Origin of the sequence: Streptomyces sp. SirexAA-E (genome assembly GCF_000177195.2) — a bacterium.
Taxonomy (GTDB): Bacteria; Actinomycetota; Actinomycetes; order Streptomycetales; family Streptomycetaceae; genus Streptomyces; species Streptomyces flavovirens.
Window position 1 is genome coordinate 3,591,122 of record NC_015953.1, and the last position, 15,171, is coordinate 3,606,292.

Annotated in this window: 12 protein-coding genes; 6 read left to right on the top strand and 6 right to left on the bottom strand. The window is 70.7% G+C overall.

Going from position 1 to position 15,171, the window contains the following annotated elements; genetic code table 11:
- Positions 1-68 precede the first annotated feature (68 nt).
- Entirely contained in the window at positions 69-1,886 is a 1,818-nt protein-coding gene (gene aspS, locus SACTE_RS15960; RefSeq protein ID WP_014047069.1) for an aspartate--tRNA ligase, read from the bottom strand.
- A 196-nt stretch (positions 1,887-2,082) separates the two neighbouring features.
- Between aspS and SACTE_RS15965 the strand changes: the two genes are divergently transcribed.
- Complete coding sequence (locus SACTE_RS15965) at positions 2,083-4,200, top strand: SpoIIE family protein phosphatase (RefSeq protein WP_014047070.1); 2,118 nt, start codon at positions 2,083-2,085, stop codon at positions 4,198-4,200.
- Here the strand turns inward: SACTE_RS15965 and SACTE_RS15970 are convergent.
- The 3 genes from SACTE_RS15970 to SACTE_RS15980 all read right to left on the bottom strand — a co-directional run bounded on the left by SACTE_RS15970 (position 4,195) and on the right by SACTE_RS15980 (position 6,896).
- Positions 4,195-5,250 (bottom strand): AI-2E family transporter, encoded by a 1,056-nt coding sequence (locus tag SACTE_RS15970; protein ID WP_014047071.1) that lies wholly within the window; start codon positions 5,248-5,250, stop codon positions 4,195-4,197. The two genes, SACTE_RS15965 and SACTE_RS15970, sit on opposite strands and share 6 nt — an antisense overlap.
- 86 nt (positions 5,251-5,336) lie before the next feature.
- Positions 5,337-6,293: a pirin family protein gene (locus SACTE_RS15975; protein ID WP_014047072.1), complete on the bottom strand. Its 957-nt coding sequence runs from the start codon at positions 6,291-6,293 to the stop codon at positions 5,337-5,339.
- 162 nt (positions 6,294-6,455) lie between these two features.
- Positions 6,456-6,896: an SseB family protein gene (locus SACTE_RS15980; RefSeq protein WP_019992517.1), complete on the bottom strand. Its 441-nt coding sequence runs from the start codon at positions 6,894-6,896 to the stop codon at positions 6,456-6,458.
- Positions 6,897-7,061: 165 nt separating this feature from the next.
- Here SACTE_RS15980 and SACTE_RS15985 point away from each other — a divergent pair, with 165 nt between their 5' ends.
- The 3 genes from SACTE_RS15985 to SACTE_RS15995 all read left to right on the top strand — a co-directional run bounded on the left by SACTE_RS15985 (position 7,062) and on the right by SACTE_RS15995 (position 10,672).
- Complete coding sequence (locus tag SACTE_RS15985; RefSeq protein WP_014047074.1) at positions 7,062-8,888, top strand: acyl-CoA dehydrogenase; 1,827 nt, start codon at positions 7,062-7,064, stop codon at positions 8,886-8,888.
- Between the two features lie 161 nt (positions 8,889-9,049).
- The gene (locus SACTE_RS15990) at positions 9,050-10,348 is read left to right on the top strand and encodes a M18 family aminopeptidase (RefSeq protein WP_014047075.1); all 1,299 of its coding nucleotides are present in this window, start codon (positions 9,050-9,052) and stop codon (positions 10,346-10,348) included.
- Between the two features lie 102 nt (positions 10,349-10,450).
- Positions 10,451-10,672: a DUF6458 family protein gene (locus SACTE_RS15995; RefSeq protein WP_014047076.1), complete on the top strand. Its 222-nt coding sequence runs from the start codon at positions 10,451-10,453 to the stop codon at positions 10,670-10,672.
- Between the two features lie 238 nt (positions 10,673-10,910).
- On the opposite strand, the gene SACTE_RS16000 is transcribed toward SACTE_RS15995, so the two are convergent.
- Positions 10,911-12,722, bottom strand: coding sequence for an NHL domain-containing thioredoxin family protein (locus SACTE_RS16000; protein ID WP_019992516.1), 1,812 nt, complete (start codon positions 12,720-12,722; stop codon positions 10,911-10,913).
- A gap of 64 nt (positions 12,723-12,786) precedes the next feature.
- Between SACTE_RS16000 and SACTE_RS16005 the strand changes: the two genes are divergently transcribed.
- Complete coding sequence (locus SACTE_RS16005; protein WP_014047078.1) at positions 12,787-13,278, top strand: LURP-one-related family protein; 492 nt, start codon at positions 12,787-12,789, stop codon at positions 13,276-13,278.
- A 35-nt stretch (positions 13,279-13,313) separates the two neighbouring features.
- Here the strand turns inward: SACTE_RS16005 and SACTE_RS16010 are convergent, their stop codons facing one another.
- Positions 13,314-14,105: a carbon-nitrogen family hydrolase gene (locus SACTE_RS16010; protein WP_014047079.1), complete on the bottom strand. Its 792-nt coding sequence runs from the start codon at positions 14,103-14,105 to the stop codon at positions 13,314-13,316.
- Positions 14,106-14,288: 183 nt separating this feature from the next.
- Between SACTE_RS16010 and SACTE_RS16015 the strand changes: the two genes are divergently transcribed.
- Positions 14,289-15,113: a maleylpyruvate isomerase family mycothiol-dependent enzyme gene (locus SACTE_RS16015; protein ID WP_014047080.1), complete on the top strand. Its 825-nt coding sequence runs from the start codon at positions 14,289-14,291 to the stop codon at positions 15,111-15,113.
- Positions 15,114-15,171: the final 58 nt, after the last annotated feature.

The following is a 15,171-nucleotide window of genomic DNA, read 5'->3' on the forward strand; positions in this document are numbered from 1 at the left end:
TGTGAAACAGTCCCCGGCCATCCGGCCGGGGACTGTTTCACGTGGAACCGAAGCGGAACCGCCGACGCCTACTTCGCGCCGGTGTCCCGCGCGACCGAGTCCTTGGCCTCGGCCTTCTCCTTCACGCCCGCCACGGGCTTGCGGAGCTGGATGTTCAGCTCGCGCAGCCGGGTCTCGTCGAGGACCGTGGGCGCGCCCATCATGAGGTCCTGGGCGTTGCCGTTGAGCGGGAAGGCGATGGTCTCGCGGATGTTGGGCTCGTCGGCGAGCAGCATGACGATGCGGTCGACACCGGGGGCGATCCCACCGTGCGGCGGGGCGCCGAGGCGGAAGGCGCGGAGCATGCCCGCGAACTCGTGCTCGACGGTCTCGCGGTCGTAGCCCGCGATCTCGAACGCCTTGATCATCAGCTCGGGCTCGTGGTTACGAATGGCGCCGGACGACAGCTCGATGCCGTTGCAGACGATGTCGTACTGCCAGGCGAGGATGTCCAGCGGGTCCTTCGTCTCCAGGTCCTCTAGGCCGCCCTGGGGCATCGAGAAGGGGTTGTGCGAGAAGTCGATCCGGCCGGTCTCCTCGTCCTTCTCGTACATCGGGAAGTCGACGACCCAGCAGAACCGGAAGACGCCCTCCTCGAAGTGGCCGGAGCGCTTGGCGGCCTCGACCCGGACGGCCGACATGATCTTGGAGACCTCGTCGAACTCACCCGCGCCGAAGAAGACCGCGTGCCCGGGGACGAGGGAGAGGCGCTCGGTGAGCGTCTTGACGTCCGTCTCGGTGAGGAACTTCGCGATCGGTCCGGCCAGCGTGCCGTCCTCGCCGACGCGGACCCAGGCCAGGCCCTTGGCGCCGTGCTCGACGGCGTACTCGCCCAGCCCGTCGAAGAACTTGCGGGACTGGCCCGCGGTGTCCGGCACGGGCAGCGCGCGGACGTGCTTGCCGGCGAACGCCTTGAACCCGGAGTCGGCGAAGACGTCCGAGATGTCGACGAGCTCCAGCTGCGCGCGCAGGTCCGGCTTGTCGTTGCCGTACTTCAGCATCGACTCGCGGAACGGGATGCGCGGGAACGGCGAGGTGACGTGGCGGCCGTTGCCGAACTCCTCGAAGAGCTCGGTCATCAGCTTCTCGATCGGCTGGAAGACGTCCTCCTGCTCGACGAACGACATCTCGACGTCGAGCTGGTAGAACTCGCCCGGCGAGCGGTCGGCGCGGGCGTCCTCGTCGCGGAAGCAGGGCGCGATCTGGAAGTACCGGTCGAAGCCGGAGATCATCAGCAGCTGCTTGAACTGCTGCGGCGCCTGGGGGAGGGCGTAGAACTTGCCCGGGTTCAGCCGGGAGGGGACCACGAAGTCACGGGCGCCCTCGGGGGAGGTCGCGGTGAGGATCGGGGTCGCCATCTCGTTGAAGCCGAGGGCCACCATCTTGGAGCGGATGGAGGCGATCACGGCCGAGCGGAGCATGATGTTGCGGTGCATGCGCTCGCGGCGCAGGTCGAGGAAGCGGTACTCCAGGCGCCGCTCCTCGTTGACCCCGTCCTCGGCGTTGATCGTGAAGGGCAGCGGGCCGGCCTCGCCGAGCACCTCGACCTCGGTGACCTCGATCTCGATCTCACCGGTGGGCAGCTCCGGGTTGACGTTGTCGGCGCCGCGTGCGGAGACCTTGCCGTCGATCCGTACGACGGTCTCCTTGGTCAGCTTCGCCAGGGCCTCGTTGCCGGGGGTACCGGGGCGGGCGACGAGCTGCACCAGACCGTAGTGGTCGCGCAGATCGATGAAGAGGATGCCGCCCAGGTCTCGGCGATTGTGCAGCCAGCCGCTCAGCCGGACGTCGGTGCCGACGTCAGAGGCGCGGAGCTCGCCGCAGGTGTGGGACCTGTACCGATGCATCGTCGTTCATCCAGTCTTCGCGGTCGGTGTGGATTGACACCCCAGGCTACCGCCCGTACGCGCACCACTTCATTGTCATTGTCGGCGCGGGCCCTTCCCCGGCCCTCCGGCTCGGGCCCACCGCCCCTGTCCAGGGCGCGTTCGGGCGGCCGTTCCTCGGTGGCGCCCGCAGAGCAGACCTCCATAAAGTGGGGCAATGCGCACCGAGGACATCCTGGCCGCGACCGGGACCGGTCTGTGGAGCTGGGACAGCGCGGTGGAGACGATCTCACTCGACGCGGAGGCGGCCCGGCTGATGGGCATGCCCGCGGAGCCCGTCACCTGCCACGCCGACGAGGTGCGCCACCGCTTCCACCCGGGGGACGTCGACGAGCTCAACGGCATCGTCAACTTCGCGGTCACCAAGGGCACCATGGCCGAGACGCGGCTGCGGGTCGTGGACGCGCAGGGCACGGTCCTGCGTACGGTGCGCAGCCGGTCCAGGCCGGTCACCGTGGACGAGCCGGGGCCGCACCGGTTCGTCCTGCGGGGGACGATCCAGGAGGTGACGGAACCGGCCCCGTCGGCGGACGGCTCGGTCTCCGGGGACTGGCGGAGGTCCCGTGAGGCGTTCCTGCTGGACGCGGGGCGCGCGCTGGCCGAGGCGGGCTCCACCGCGCAGGTCCTGCGGGTCGCCGGCTCGCTCTCCATGCCCGGCTTCTCACTGGACGGCCTCGCCGTCTTCGGGGTCTCCGGCGACCATCTGACGGTCGTCGGCCACTACGGGCAGGAGCCCGGCGACGAGAAGCGGTTCACGGACATGCCGCTGGAGACCGACTACCCGGCGGCCGAGGTGGTGCGGACCGGCCAGGCGATCTATCTGTCGTCGCCCGAGGAGTACCGTCGCCGCTTCCCCACCACCTGGCCGCTGGCCCGCGACTTCGGGCGCCGGTCCTGGGCGTTCCTGCCCCTCATCTCCGGGGGGCACACCACGGGGGCCTGGATGGCCGGCTTCCAGCACCACGTGGTCTTCTCGCCGGACGAGCGCTCCGTGCTGGCGACCGTGGCCAGGATGCTCGCCCAGGCCCTGAACCGGGCCGGAACGGCCGAGACCGAGCGCGAGCTGTCGATCGGGCTCCAGAAGACGATGATGCCGTCCCTGGGCCCCGGCGTGCCGGGCCTGACGGTGGCGGCCCGCTACGTCCCCACCGGGGGCGGACTCCAGGTCGGGGGCGACTGGTACGACGTGATCCCGCTCCCCAACGGCCGTATCGCCCTGGTCATCGGCGACGTCCAGGGCCACGACGTGCGGGCGGCGGGGCTGATGGGGCAGCTGCGGATCGCGCTGCGCGCCTACGCCTCCGAGGGCCACCGGCCGGACGCCGTGCTCTCCCGGGCCTCCCGCTTCCTGTCCGGCCTCACCGACGCGTACGAGCCCGCCGACGGGGAGGACGCGGTCGCCGCAGCCCGTTTCGCCACCTGCCTGTACGCGGAGGCCGACCCGGCCAGCGGCACCCTCGACATCGCCCGCGCCGGGCACCCGGACCCGGTGGTGGTCAGCGTCGACGGCACCGCGGTGATCCGGCAGACCGCGGGAGGGCTGCCCCTGGGCGTCGAGACGGACGCCGACTACCCGACGACCCGGGTCGTCCTGGGGGCCGGCGAGACCATCATGCTGTGCACGGACGGGCTCATCGAGACCGGCGGCCACGACATGGCCACCGGCTGGACCCGGCTCCGGCCTGTCCTGGAACACCCCGTGGACGACCTGGAGGAGCTGGCCGACGCCCTGGTCCAGGCCGTCCACGGCCCCGAGTCGCACTCCACGACCGGCCCGCTGGTGGACCGCCGGGAGGACGACATCGCGGTGCTGGTGCTGCGCCGCGACGCCGGCCGCACCCGCAGGACCCCGCACCGCCGCTCGGCCATGACCATCGCCCAGGCCGAGCCCGAGCGGATCGCCACCGCCCGCCAGCAGCTGCGCGAGCTGCTGCACGACTGGGCGGACGGTGAACAGGTGGACTCGGCGGAGCTGATGGTCTCCGAGATGGCCACGAACGTGCTGGTCCACACGGACGGCGACGCCCTCCTGGTCGCCGAGGTCAACGGCGAGCGCGGTGAGCGCCGGCTGCGCGTCGAGGTGGCCGACTCCAGCGACGAGCTGCCGCACAAGCGCAGGCCCGGCGAGATGGCGTCCAGCGGCCGGGGGCTGATGCTGATGGAGATGCTCGCCGACACCTGGGGGGTGGACCCGCGCGGGGAGGGGAAGTGCATCTGGTTCGAGCTCTACGAGGCCCGGGACCCGGCGGAGCTCGGGGTCACCGGCCCCTCATGAGCCTCCCGGGAGGCTCCTTCCGTCGCGCAGCTCCCCGATCACCCCGAACACCGCCGCGCAGAACGGCACCGCGAGCAGCATGCCCAGCAGGCCCGCCACGCTCGCCCCCGCGGTCAGTGCGACCAGGATCGCGGCCGGGTGCATCTGGACCGTACGGCTCTGGATGACCGGCTGGAGCACATGGCCTTCCAGCAGCTGGACCACGAGCACCACCCCCAGCGCCCAGAGCGCGATCACGAACCCCCGGTCGGCCAGCGCGACCAGCACGGAGACGGTCCCGGAGACGAAGGCCCCCAGGTACGGGATGTACGCGCCGACGAAGACCAGCGCCCCCAGCCCCACCGCGCCGGGCACCCGCAGGATCAGCAGGCCGACGGTGATGCACACGGCGTCGATCAGGGCGATGAGCGTGGTCCCGCGCATGAAGCCCTGGACGGCCTCGAAGGCCCTGCGCCCCATGGCCTCCACGAGGTCGCCGGTGCCGCGCGGGGCCACGACGTGCGCGAGGTGTGCGGCGCGGTCGGAGTCACGCAGGAAGAAGAAGGTCAGCAGCAGCGCCAGGACGGCGGTGGCCCCCAGGGTGGTGAGGAGGCTGATGCCGGTCAGCAGCCCGCCCGCGGCGCTCGCACCGAACTTGTCGACCAGGCCCTTGGTGTTGTCGGCGAGATCGTCCGGATTCGCGACCCCGTCGATGTGGAAGTGGTCGATGACCCACTGCGCCGCCTGCTTCAGCGACGAGACGATCTGGTCACCGCTGTCGATGAGCGCGGTGACGACGATGTAGCCGGCACCGCCGACCACCGCGACGAGCGCGGCGCAGGTGAGCCCGGCGGCCAGCGACCTGTTGACCTTGCGGCCGGTCAGCCAGCGGTGCACCGGGCCGAGCAGGGCCGTGCCGAGGAGGGCCAGCAGCACGGGGGTGACGGCGGTCTTGAGGGCGACGCACAGCCAGACGGCCACCGCGGCGACTCCGGCGACCAGCAGCAGCACGCCGCACCAGGCGGCCGTCCGCCGCGCGCTCTCGGGCAGGAGGGGCTTCCGGGGAGGCATCCACCCACCTGATCACGCCGTGCGGGCCGTTCCCCGGCCCACAGGCGTACAGGTGACATGCCGTCACCCGTACGCCGGACGCCCCGTCACATGCCGTGGACCGAGGGGACGCTGCCGAGGCGGCCGGCCCGGAAGTCCTCGAAGGCCTGCTGGAGCTCCTCCTGGGTGTTCATCACGAACGGCCCGTAGTGCGCCATCGGCTCCCGGATGGGACGGCCGCCGAGCAGGACGACCTCCAGGTCCGGGGTGTTCCCGTCCTGCGTCTCGTCGGCCCGGACGGTCAGCGAGGAGCCCGCGCCGAAGACCGCGGTCTGCCCGGTCCGCACGGGGCGGCGCTGCTCACCGACGGATCCGCGCCCGGCGAGCACGTAGGCCAGGCCGTTGAAGTCCTCGCGCCAGGGCAGGGTCACCTCGGCGCCCGGCCGGACCGTCGCGTGGATCATGGTGATGGGGGTGTGGGTGATGCCCGGGCCCTCGTGTCCGTCGAGGCCGCCGGCGATGACCCGCAGCAGCGCGCCGCCGTCCGACGAGGTGAGGAGCTGGACCTGGCCGCCGCGGATGTCCTGGTAGCGCGGGGCCATCATCTTGTCGGCCTTCGGCAGGTTCACCCAGAGCTGGAGGCCGTGGAAGAGGCCGCCGGACATGACGAGGGCCTCGGGCGGCGTCTCGATGTGGAGCAGCCCCGAACCGGCCGTCATCCACTGCGTATCGCCGTTCTCGATGGCCCCGCCGCCGCCGTGGCTGTCCTGGTGGATGAAGCTGCCGTCGATGATGTAGGTGACGGTCTCGAAGCCGCGGTGCGGGTGCCAGGGCGTGCCCTTCGGCTCGCCCGCCGCGTACTCCACCTCACCCATCTGGTCCATCATGATGAACGGGTCGAGGTGCCGGTAGTTGATCCCGGCGAAGGCGCGCCGCACCGGGAATCCCTCGCCCTCGAAGCCGGACGGCGCGGTCGTCACGGTCAGCACGGGGCGGGCCACGGCGTCCGCCGGGGCGGCGACCCTGGGCAGGGTCAGCGGGTTTTCGACGGTCACTGCGGGCATGGGAGCCACCTCCGGCTGAGTCGTGCTGTCAATTTAGTTGAATGGTGAACATCCTGCAAGGCGTGTCCCATTCCCGGGACAGCACGAGGGCCCGCACCGAGGTCTCTCGGTACGGGCCCTGACCGGGTCGCGCAGGGGTCCCGCCGCGCGGGGCGGGAGCCGTCAGCCGTACATGCGGCGCATCGCGAAGTCGACCATCTGCTCCACCGCCTTGGCGTCGAAGACCATGCGGTGGTCGCCCTCCATGTCCAGGACGAAGCCGTAGCCGGTCGGCAGCAGGTCGATCACCTCGGCGCCGGTGATCACGAAGTACTTGGACTCCTTGCCCGCGTACCGCCGCAGCTCCTTGAGCGTGGTGAACATCGGGATCACCGGCTGCTGGGTGTTGTGCAGGGCGAGGAAGCCGGGGTTGTCACCGCGCGGACAGTAGACCTTGGAGGTCGCGAAGATCTGCTGGAAGTCCTCCGCAGAGAGGGAGCCGGTCGTGAAGGCCCGTACCGCGTCGGCCAGGGACGGCGGAGAGGGCTCCGGATACAGCGGCTGTTCGCCGTAGCCGCCGGCCATCTGCTGCTGCGCGCCCGGGTTCTGGTCGTAGCCATACATGCCGCAAAGAGTAATCGGACACATCTCCACCTTGAGGGGTTGCGTCTTATTACTGACGGGTAGCATCATCGTGGGGTCAGCTGATACGTACGCGCCGGCCCGTCGCCCGATCCTCACCCTCCCCGGGGCGCTGAGCGCCACTGCTATTGATTACGGAGCCTTGCCATGGGGCACTACAAGTCGAACCTCCGCGACATCGAGTTCAACCTCTTCGAGGTCCTCGGGCGGGACAAGGTGTACGGCACCGGTCCGTTCGAGGAGATGGACGTCGACACCGCGAAGTCGATCCTCGACGAGGTCACCCGCCTCGCGGAGAACGAGCTCGCCGACTCGTACGCCGACGCCGACCGCAACCCCCCGGTGTTCGACCCCGAGACCAACACGGCGCCGGTCCCGGCCTCCTTCAAGAAGTCGTACCAGGCGTTCATGGACTCCGAGTACTGGCGTCTGGGCCTCCCCGAGGAGATCGGCGGCACCACCTCCCCCCGCTCCCTGATCTGGGGCTACGCGGAGCTGCTGCTCGGCTCGAACCCGGCCGTGTGGATGTACTCCTCCGGCCCGGCCTTCGCCGGCATCCTCTTCGACGAGGGCAACGAGGCGCAGAAGAAGGTCGCCGAGATCGCCGTCGAGAAGCAGTGGGGCTCGACGATGGTCCTGACCGAGCCGGACGCCGGTTCGGACGTCGGCGCCGGGCGCACGAAGGCGGTCGAGCAGGAGGACGGCTCCTGGCACATCGAGGGTGTGAAGCGCTTCATCACCTCGGGCGAGCACGACATGTCCGAGAACATCCTCCACTACGTGCTGGCGCGTCCCGAGGGCGCCGGCCCCGGCACCAAGGGCCTCTCGCTCTTCCTGGTCCCGAAGTACCACTTCGACTGGACCACCGGCGAGCTCGGCGAGCGCAACGGCGTGTACGCGACGAACGTCGAGCACAAGATGGGCCTCAAGGCGTCCAACACCTGCGAGATGACCTTCGGCGACCAGCACCCCGCCAAGGGCTGGCTCATCGGCGACAAGCACGACGGCATCCGCCAGATGTTCCGCATCATCGAGTTCGCCCGCATGATGGTCGGCACGAAGGCCATCGCGACCCTGTCGACGGGTTACCTCAACGCGCTGGAGTACGCCAAGGAGCGCGTCCAGGGCACCGACCTGTCGCAGTTCATGGACAAGACGGCCCCCAAGGTCACCATCACCCACCACCCCGACGTGCGCCGCGCCCTCATGACGCAGAAGGCGTACGCGGAGGGCATGCGCTCGCTGGTCATGTACACCGCCTCCGTCCAGGACGCGATCCAGGTCAAGGAGGCCGCGGGCGAGGACTCCAAGGCGCTGCACGGCCTCAACGACCTGCTGCTCCCGATCGTGAAGGGCTACGGCTCCGAGAAGTCCTACGAGCAGCTCGCGCAGTCGCTCCAGACCTTCGGCGGCTCCGGGTACCTCCAGGAGTACCCGATCGAGCAGTACATCCGCGACGCCAAGATCGACACCCTGTACGAGGGCACGACCGCGATCCAGGGCCAGGACTTCTTCTTCCGGAAGATCGTCCGTGACCAGGGCGCCTCGCTGAACACGCTGTCCGAGGAGATCAAGAAGTTCCTCGCCGAGGCCCAGGGCAACGAGGAGCTGGCCGGCGCGCTGGACAGTCTCGCCAAGGCCGCCGTGGACCTGGAGGCGATCGTCGGCACGATGATCACCGACCTCACCGCGACCGGCGAGGACGTCAAGAACATCTACAAGGTCGGTCTCAACACCACCCGCCTGCTGATGGCCTCCGGCGACGTCGTCGTCGGTTACCTGCTGCTGAAGGGTGCGGCCGTCGCGGCCGAGAAGCTGCGGAACGCCTCCCCCAAGGACGTCGCCTTCTACCAGGGCAAGATCGCCGCGGCGAAGTTCTTCGCGGCGAACGTCCTGCCGGGCGTCTCGGCCGAGCGCGCGCTCGCCGAGTCCGTGGACAACTCGCTGATGGAGCTGGACGAGGCGGCGTTCTAGCCTTTCCGCTCGTCACGACGGATCCGTGAGATGGCCCGCCCCCGCCGGGGGCGGGCCTTCTCCGTGACCGGCGCCGGATGACGACGACTTCCGGACGATGACGGGCCGCGGCGGCCCTCCGCCGTGAACCCTCCAGGTCCGGCGTCGATACAGTGAAGAACATGAGCTCTTCCCTCCGCTTCGACCGCGGGCACACCGACGATCTGATGGCCTTCCTGATGGCCGGCCCCTCCCCGTACCACGCCGTCGCCACGGCTGCGGCCCGGCTGGAGAAGGCCGGTTTCCGGCAGGTCGAGGAGACCGCGGCCTGGGACGCCTCGGCGGGCGGGAAGTACGTCCTGCGCGGCGGTGCGATCGTCGCCTGGTACGTGCCGGAGGGGGCTTCGGCACACACCCCGTTCCGGATCGTGGGGGCCCACACCGACTCCCCGAACCTGAGGGTGAAGCCCAAGCCGGACACGGGCGCGTACGGCTGGCGCCAGATCGCCGTCGAGATCTACGGCGGGACCCTGCTCAACACCTGGCTCGACCGGGACCTCGGCCTGGCGGGGCGGCTGTCCCTGCGTGACGGTTCGCACCGGCTGGTGAACATCGACCGCCCGCTGCTGCGGGTGCCCCAGCTCGCCGTCCACCTGGACCGGTCGGCCAACACCGAGGGCCTCAAGCTCGACCGCCAGAAGCACATGCAGCCGATCTGGGGCCTGGGCGAGGTCGAGGAGGGCGACCTCATCCGCTTCGTCGCCGGGGAGGCGGACGTCGATCCGGCGGACGTGACCGGCTGGGACCTGATGCCGCACGCCGTCGAGGCACCCGCCTACCTGGGCCGGGACCGCGAGCTGGTCGCCGGGCCGCGCATGGACAACCTGCTCTCGGTGCACGCGGCCACGGCCGCACTGGCCGCCGTGGCCGGGCAGAGCGACGGCGACCTCCCGTACATCCCCGTGCTGGCCGCCTTCGACCACGAGGAGAACGGCTCCCAGTCCGACACCGGAGCCGACGGCCCGCTCCTGGGCACGGTCCTGGAACGTTCCGTCTTCGCCCGCGGCGGCACCTACGAGGACCGGGCCCGGGCCTTCGCCGGAACCGTCTGCCTCTCCTCCGACACCGGCCACGCGGTCCACCCGAACTACGGCGAGCGCCATGACCCCACGCACCACCCGGTGGTCAACGGCGGACCGATCCTCAAGGTCAACGTCAACATGCGCTACGCGACCGACGGCAGCGGCCGGGCCGTGTTCGCGGCGGCGTGCGAGAAGGCCGGCGTGCCGTGGCAGACGTTCGTCTCCAACAACGCGATGCCCTGCGGCACGACGATCGGCCCGATCACCGCCGCCCGCCACGGCATCCAGACCGTCGACATCGGCGTCGCGATCCTCTCCATGCACAGCGCCCGTGAGCTGTGCGGCGCGGACGACCCCTACCTCCTGGCGAACTCCCTCACGGCGTTCCTGGCGGGCTGACGCTCCGCCACCTCCCTTTGTCCGGCGCATGGTCGGCACCGGGCCGGGTACGCGATCCGTACACCGGCCCGGAGCCACCGGGCCGTCGAGGAGGCGGTATTCATGGGACTCGGAGGATGCATCATCCTCATCGGTGCGGGGGCCATTCTGGCCTTTGCCACCGACTGGGAGATGGACACCGTCAACGTGGACCTGGTCGGCTGGATCATGATGATCGTCGGAGTCATCGGCGTCTTCGTCTACGCGAGCATCATGCGCCGGCGCCGCATGCTCGTGCCCCCGACCACCACCGTCGTACCGGATGACGACCGACGCATGATGTAGGACCCGAGCCCGGGCCGGGCGGGCCGCTCGTAGCGACCCGGCACCTCCGCCGCCGTCGGGCGGCGCGGATGTTCCGGGGCCCGATCCGGGCCCTCCCCGGGTGCCTTCCACCCGGAAGAAAGCCCCCGTGGAATTCCGGCTGCCCGGCACGGTCTCGGCCGCCACCCGCACCGGCCCGCTGCCGCTCGGGCCCGCCGAGGGCGCGGTCCCCTGACCGCGCCGCCGGCTGCCGAGGCGCTCAGCCTTCCTCGTCCAGCCCGGCCAGCACCAGCGGGAGCCTGGCGACCCCGTCCGCGGTGACCTGGACGGGGACGCCCCAGTCCTGCTGGTGCACATGGCAGGCCGGGTACTCGTTGGCCGGGTCGTCGTCGCAGGAGGCGGCCATCGCGGAGACGTGCAGGACGCCCTCGGTGACCCCGTCGGCGAGGACCAGGTCACGGCTCAGGTCCGTGCCGGGGCCAGAACCCTCGGCCAGCAGTTCCGGCGGGGTCGAGGAGACCAGGAGCCGGGTCGAGGGGCCGTAGCGGGTGTCCAGCTTCTGTCCTGCGGGGGCCTGGAAGACCACGTCCAGCCGGAGCGTGCCGGGGGCGATCCCGGTGGCCGCGCGCTGGGTGCGGTGGGCCCGGTCGGCGACGCGGACAGCCTCCTCGGGGAGACGCAGCCGGGTCAGCCGGTGCCGGGCGGACTCGACGACGACCAGGTCACCGTCGACGAGTACGGCGTCGCTGGGCTCACGCAGATCGGTGGCGAGCGTCGTGACCCTGCCACTCTCCGGGTCGAACCGCCGCAGGGCGTGGTTGTAGGTGTCGCTGACGGCCACCGAGCCGTCGGGCAGGGCCGTCACGCCCAGCGGGTGCTGGAAGAGCGCCTGGTCGGCGGCGCCGTCCCGGTGCCCGAAGTCGAAGAGACCGGTGCCGACGGCGGTGTGCACCGCGCCGTCCAGGTCGACGTAACGCAGCGCGGAGGTCTCCGAGTCGGCGACCCACAGCCGGTCGTCGGTCGCGGCGAGGCCGGAGGGCTGGGCGAACCAGGCCTCCGGGCCCGGCCCGTCGACCAGCCCTTCGTTGGTCGTTCCGGCGGCGACCCGTACGGTTCCGTCCTCCGGGTCGTACGTCCACAGCTGGTGCACGCCCGCCATGGCGATCCACAGCCGGTCACCGAACCAGGCGACGTCCCACGGCGAGGAGAGGTCCACCTCGGCCGCGGGGCCGGAGGTGGCCGAACCCTGCCACCACTGGCGGCCGGTCCCCGCCAGCGTGGTGGTGGCGCCGGTGGTCAGGTCGAGGGCCCTGATCGCGTGGTTGACCGTGTCGGCGACGGCGATCCTCCCGTCGGGCAGCAGCGCGAGCCCCTGCGGCTCGCTGAACCGCGCCTCGCCCGGACCGCCGTCGGTCAGGCCGCGCTCACCGGTACCGAAGTGTCCGCGCACCGTCTCGCCGTCCGCGTCCAGCTCGACCAGCCGGTGCCGGGTGGTGTCGGAGACCAGGAAGCCGCCGTCCGCCAGGGCGAGCGCCTTGCCGGGGAAGCGCAGATGCGTCGCGACCGGCTCGGGGGCCACGTACGGGCCGTCGCCCCGGCGCAGGGTGCCCTTGGCCGCGTGCTCGGCCTCCAGCTCCTCGACGAGCTTCTCGATGGCGTGCGCGTGGCCCTCGCCCGCGTGCTGGGCGACGACGTATCCCTCGGGGTCCACCACGACCAGCGTGGGCCAGGCCCGCACCGCGTACTGCTTCCAGGTGGCGAGCTCGGGGTCGTCAAGGACGGGGTGGTGCACCTCGTAGCGCTCCACGGCGTCCACGACGGCCTGGTGCTCCGCCTCGTGCACGAACTTCGGCGAGTGGACACCGATGATCACGACGGTGTCGCGGTGCTTCTCCTCCAGCTCGCGCAGCTCGTCCAGGACGTGCAGGCAGTTCACACAGCAGAAGGTCCAGAAGTCGAGGATGACGATACGTCCTCGCAGGTCGGCGAGGGTGTACGAGCGGTCGCCTGTATTGAGCCAGCCGCCCTTGCCGATCAGTTCGGGGGCGCGGACCCGTGCACGTGCTGTCATGCCACCAGTCAACATCACCGCGGCCTGCACACATTCCGCCGGAGTGTCCGGGAACCTGTGATCCATGAGACTTCTCGTACGCGAGCGCATGTTCGCCATCGGCGACGACTACTGGATCGAGGACGCGGACGGACGCAAGCTCTTCCTCGTCGACGGCAAGGCCATGCGGCTGCGCGACACCTTCGAGCTGAAGGACCCCGACGGCCGGGTCCTGGTGGAGTTCCGCCAGAAGCTGATCAGCCTGCGCGACACGATGATCATCGAGCGCGGCGGCGAGGAGCTGGCCCGGATCAAGCGGAAGCGGCTCTCGCTGCTGCGCAACCACTATCGCGTGACGCTCGTGGAAGGCACCGAACTCGACGTCAGCGGCAAGATCCTGGACCGCGAGTTCGCCGTCGACTACGACGGCGAACTGCTGGCTCAGATCTCCCGGCGCTGGCTCACCGTCCGCGACACCTACGGCATCGACATCGTGCGCGAGGACGCGGACGTGCCCCTGCTGGTGGCGGTGGCGGTGTGCGTGATCGTCCTCGCCGACAAGGAGCGCGACGGATGACGCCCTGTTTCACGTGAAACAGGGGGCCCCGCGTCTCAGCGGCGCGGGGCGAGTCCCAGGCGGCGGTCCTTGAGCGCGGGGAACTGCTCCCGGACGGCGGCGGTCCTCGCCGGGTCGAACTCCACGGTGAGCACCTCCTCGTCCGCACCGGCCTCGGCGAGCACCTCGCCCCAGGGGTCGACGACGATGCTGTGTCCGGCCTGCTGGATCTCCGCGTGGGTGCCCGCCGAGCCGACGGCCAGGACGTACGCCTGGTTCTCCACGGCCCGGGCCTTCGCCAGCAGCGTCCAGTGCGAGCGGCGGCGCTCGGGCCAGCCGGCCACGACGACGAGGGTCTCGGCGCCCGCGTCGGCCAGCCCCCGGAACAGCTCCGGGAAACGGAGGTCATAGCAGGTGGCGAGGCCGAGCACGGTCTGCGGCAGGGCGACCGAGACGAGCTCCTCACCGGCGCCCATCATCACGGCCTCGCCCTTGTCGAAGCCGAAGCGGTGGATCTTGCGGTAGACGGCGGCGAGCCGGCCCTCGGGAGAGAAGACGAGCGAGGTGTTGTAGAGGGTGCCGTCCTCGCCCCGCTCGACGAACGAGCCCGCGTGCAGCCAGACACCGGCCTCGGCGGCGGCCTTCGCCATCACGTCGTGCGTGGGTCCGAGCAGCGGCTCCGCCTCGGTGGCGAACTCGGTGTAGTTGAAGGCGCCGACCGGCCACAGCTCGGGAAGGACGACCAGGTCCGCCCCCCGCTGGTCGACGACTAGTGAAGCAGCGCGTTCCCTACGGGAATTGACCGATTCATCCGGGTTTACAGCGATCTGGATGAGGGAGGCGTGCACACTACCACCGTCCTGGCAGGGGAGACGTCAACACCGGCCTACGATCGTCACACGAAAGCACTGCCGGGGTGCCTACTCGCAGCGTAACTTAGGAGCCCCACGCAACCCGCCGTCAGTACCGGCCAGTCCGCCGGAACTACCTGCTCTTCAGCCCATGCACCGCAGAACCGCACGAGGGGTCCCGTGACCGTCCATCCCAGCCTCCAGACCTACGCCGATGCCTGGACCCACTCCATCGAGTCGATAGCCGAGCTGGTGAAGCCGCTCGTCGAGGGGGAGTGGAACCGACGTACGCCATGCCCGGGCTGGTCGGTGCGGGACATCGTCTCGCACGTCATCGGGATGGAGTGCGAACAGCTCGGCGATCCGCGTCCGATCCACTCGCTGCCGCGCGACCTCTACCACGTGCAGAACGACATCCAGCGCTACATGGAGATGCAGGTGGACGTCCGGCGCCACCACACGGCGCCGGAGATGACCTCGGAGCTGGAGTACACGCTCATCCGCCGCATGCGTCAGCTGCGCAACGAGACGCGTGCCCCCGACACCATGGTGCGGGCGCCCCTCGGGACCGAGCAGACCCTGGAACTGGCGCTGCACATGCGGGCCTTCGACGTCTGGGTGCATGAGCAGGACCTGCGTACGTCGCTGGGTCAGCCGGGCAACCTGGACTCCCCCGGGGCGCTCGTCGCCCGGGACACCCTGCTGGCCGCGCTGCCCAAGGTCGTCGCGAAGGACGCGGGCGCTCCCCCGAATTCGGCCGTGGTCTTCGACGTGCACGGCCCGGTCGAGTTCCTGCGCACGGTGCGGGTCGACGCCGAGGGGCGCGGTTCGGTCGACGGCGCGCCCTCGCTGGGGCCGGCGGCGACGCTGGTGATGGACTGGGAGACGTACTACCGACTGGCCTGCGGGCGGGTTCGGGCGCAGGCGGTGGAGGACCGGGTCAAGGTCGAGGGTGACCAGGACCTGGCCTCGGCGATCCTGCACCACTTCGCCGTCACGCCGTAGCCCCGGCGTGCCCGAGGGCCCTGGCGCGGGCCTGGGCCCCGGGGCGCGGTCCGGCCCT